The 3,191-nt window shown below is 76.3% G+C and carries 2 protein-coding genes; both read left to right on the plus strand.

The features are described from left to right. The first annotated feature begins 54 nt into the window (after positions 1–54). On the plus strand, positions 55–1,233 hold the full coding sequence (locus J1M39_RS07090; protein ID WP_020627041.1) for a cystathionine gamma-lyase: 1,179 nt from the start codon (positions 55–57) through the stop codon (positions 1,231–1,233). A 255-nt stretch (positions 1,234–1,488) separates the two neighbouring features. Continuing rightward, positions 1,489–3,129 carry an amidohydrolase gene (locus tag J1M39_RS07095; protein WP_206496626.1) on the plus strand — a complete coding sequence of 547 codons (1,641 nt, stop codon included), beginning with the start codon at positions 1,489–1,491 and terminating at the stop codon, positions 3,127–3,129. Positions 3,130–3,191 lie beyond the last annotated feature (62 nt).

The raw sequence follows: 3,191 nt of genomic DNA on the forward strand, positions 1-3,191 counted from the left end.
AGTCTAGGGAGGGGGCGCGCTGCCGCGTCCGGGGTCGGGACTACGCTCGGGGCCATGTCCGCCGCCCCGCCGCCGCCCGCCTTCGGCACCGTCCTGCACCACCGCGCCCACGGGATGGCCCCGGGGGAGTCCATCTCCCCGCCGCTGGTCCACGCGAGCGCGTTCCACCTGCCCGGCGCGGACCCGGACGGCGCCCCCACCGCCCCCGGCGCGGACGTGCCTTTCCAGTACGCGCGCTGGGCCACGCCCACCTGGTCCGCGCTCGAGGCCGCCCTGGGCGCGCTGGAGGACGCCGACGTCGCCGTGGTCCCCTCCGGCATGGCCGCGATCGCCGCCGTCCTGCTGCCCCTGCTGCACCCGGGGGACCGCGCCCTCCTGCCCGCGGACGGCTACGGGCCCACCCGCGCCCTCGCCGCCGAGCACCTCACGCCCCGAGGCGTGCACGTGGACCTGGTCGCCACCCAGGGGCTCGCCCATGCGGACCTGAGCGGCTACGACCTGGTGCTCGTGGAGACCCCCTCCAACCCGGGGCTGCGCGTGGCGGACCTGGCGGACGTCGCCGCCCGCGCCCACGCGAACGGCCGCCGGGACGGCGCGGGGGCCCTCGTGGTGGTGGACAACACGCTGCTGACCCCCCTGGGGCAGCGCCCGCTGGAGCTGGGGGCGGACGTGGTCGTGGCCTCGGACACGAAGGCCGTCAACGGGCACACGGACGCCCTCGGCGGGCACGTGGCCAGCCGGGACCCGCAGGTGATGGCGCGGGTGCGCGGCTGGCGGACCCTGGCCGGCGGGATCCTGGGCACCCACGAGGCCTGGCTCATCCACCGCGGTCTCGAGACCCTCGAGGTCCGCTTCGCCCGGATGTGCGCCTCGGCGCAGGCGGTCGCGGAGCTGGCCGCGGGCCACCCGGCGGTGCGCGCCGTGGTCTACCCGGGGCTGGCGGACCACCCGGACGCGGAGGTCGTGGCGCGTCAGATGACGGCGGCGGGCGGCCTCGTCGGGCTGCGGTTCGCGGACGCGGCGGCGGCCGAGCGGTTCATCGCCGCGGCGCAGTACGTGGTGCCGCAGACCAGCTTCGGCGGCACGCACACGGCGGCCGAGCGCCGCGCCCGCTGGGGCGACGACGTCCCGGACGGTTTCGTGCGTCTGTCCGTGGGCGTGGAGCCCACCGCCGAGCTGCTGGCCGACCTGGAACGCGCGATGACCGCCGCGGGCGGCGGGCCGACCGCCTGACCCGCGCCCTCCGCACTTTGTGGGCCGAATACGACTCTCCCGGGGGCTCTGGGGCCCGGGAGAGTCGTATTCGGCCCTGAAAGTGAGCGCCGCCGAGACCTCACCCTGACCCGCGTCCTGCTGCAGGTAGCCGCGGCCGTGGCCGTGCCCGCAGTAGTCCTCGGTCATCGCGGCGGTCTGTCCGAGCATCGACCCGTCCGTGAACACCTTCGCCGGCCCGATCTGCAGCCACTCGTTCCCAGGAGGCCCCGCCCCATGCAGCTCGACCTGATCGTGGAGAACGCCCGCCTCATCACCGGCGACCCCGCCCGCCCGTCGGCCTCGCGGCTGGGGGTGTGGCGGGGCGTCGTCGTCGGGGTGGACGAGGAGCTGGACGGCCTCGCGGCGCGCGAACGCCTCGACGCGCGGGGGCGCACCGTCCTCGCCGGGTTCAACGACGCCCACGCGCACAGCGTCTGGTTCGGCCAGTCCCGGCTGGACGTGGACCTCGAGGGCGCGCGCACCGCGGAGGAGGTCCACCGCCGGGTCCGCGCCCGCGCCGCCGAGCTCGGCCCCGGCGCCTGGGTGACGTGCACCGGCTTCGACCCCGGCCACCTCACCGGACCCCAGCCGGACCGCGACAGCCTCGATGCCGCCGCCTCCGGGCGCCCCGTGCTCATCCGCCACAACACGGGCCACGCCGTCACGGTGTCCGGGGCGGTGCTGGTCCTGGCCGGCGTGGGGGAGCAGGTGCTGCAGCAGCCCGAGGGCGGGCGGATCCTCACGGACGCCGCCGGCCGGCCCACCGGCCTGTTGGAGGAGACCGCCATGAGCCTGGTGACCCGGCTGCTGCAGCCGGAGTCCCACGAGCACATCGGCGCGTGCCTGGCGCGGGCCTCGCAGGAGTACGCGGCCGAGGGCATCACCTCGGTGACGGATGCGGGGGTGGCCGGCGGGTGGATCGGGCACAGCCCGCTCGAGTTCGGCGCGTATCAGCGCGCCCGGGACGCGGGGCTGCTGCGCACCCGCTTCCAGACGATGGTCACCCTGGACGCGCTGCACCCGGTGGACGGCCACCCCGACGACGGCACGCACCTCACCCTCGACGCCGGCGTGCGCACGGGCGTGGGCGACGAGTGGCTGCAGATCGGGCCGGCGAAGGTGTTCACGGACGGGTCGATGCTCGGACAGACCGCCGCGATGACCGAGGACTACTGCGGGCACGGCCACGGCCGCGGCTACCTGCAGCAGGACGCGGGGGAGATGCGCCGAGCGTGCCTCGGTGCGGCGGCCGCCGGCTGGGCCCTGGCCCTGCACGCGATCGGCGACGCCGCCCTCGACTTCGCGCTCGACGTGATCGCCGAGGCGCGGGGCCGGTTCGGCCGTCCCGTGATGCCGCACCGCGTGGAGCACGGCGGGGTGGTCCGCGACGACCAGGTGGCCCGCATGGCCGAGCTGGAGGTCGTGATGGCCACCCAGCCGAACTTCATCAGCGCGTTCGGCGGGTCGGTGCGGGAGCGGATCGGGCCGGAGCGAGCCGCGCTCTCGTACCCGGCCGGGCGGCTGCTGCGCGCGGGCCTGGTGCTGCCCGGCAGCTCGGACCGTCCCGTGGCCGGCGGCCGCCCGCTGGAGGTCATCCAGGACTTCGTGCTGCGCCGCACCGAGACCGGCGAGCAGTACGGCCCCGACGCGGAGCGGCTCACGGTGGCCGAAGCCCTGCACGCCTACACGGTCGGCTCCGCGGAGGCGACCGGCTGGGGCGGCCGCAAGGGACGGCTCGTCGCAGGCCAGCTCGCGGACTTCACGGTGCTCAGCGAGGACCCGCGCGTGGTGCCGAGCGACCAGATCGCGGCGATCGACGTCGTCGCCACCGCCGTGGGTGGGGAGTTCGTGCACGGCGGGCTGATCACGGGGTAGCGCTTCGTGGGGTCCTGCAGGGTGAGCTGGTCGGTGGTGGTGGTGTTCGCGTCGTCGTGCGC

This window comes from Micrococcus sp. KRD077 (assembly GCF_017168505.1).
Taxonomy (GTDB): Bacteria; Actinomycetota; Actinomycetes; order Actinomycetales; family Micrococcaceae; genus Micrococcus; species Micrococcus luteus.

What these genes read in the sequence shown, in the direction of transcription:
- J1M39_RS07095 (WP_206496626.1), top strand. Translation starts at nt 1,489, where the DNA reads ATGCAGCTCGACCTGATCGTGGAGAACGCCCGCCTCATCACCGGCGAC.
- J1M39_RS07090 (WP_020627041.1), top strand. Translation starts at nt 55, where the DNA reads ATGTCCGCCGCCCCGCCGCCGCCCGCCTTCGGCACCGTCCTGCACCAC.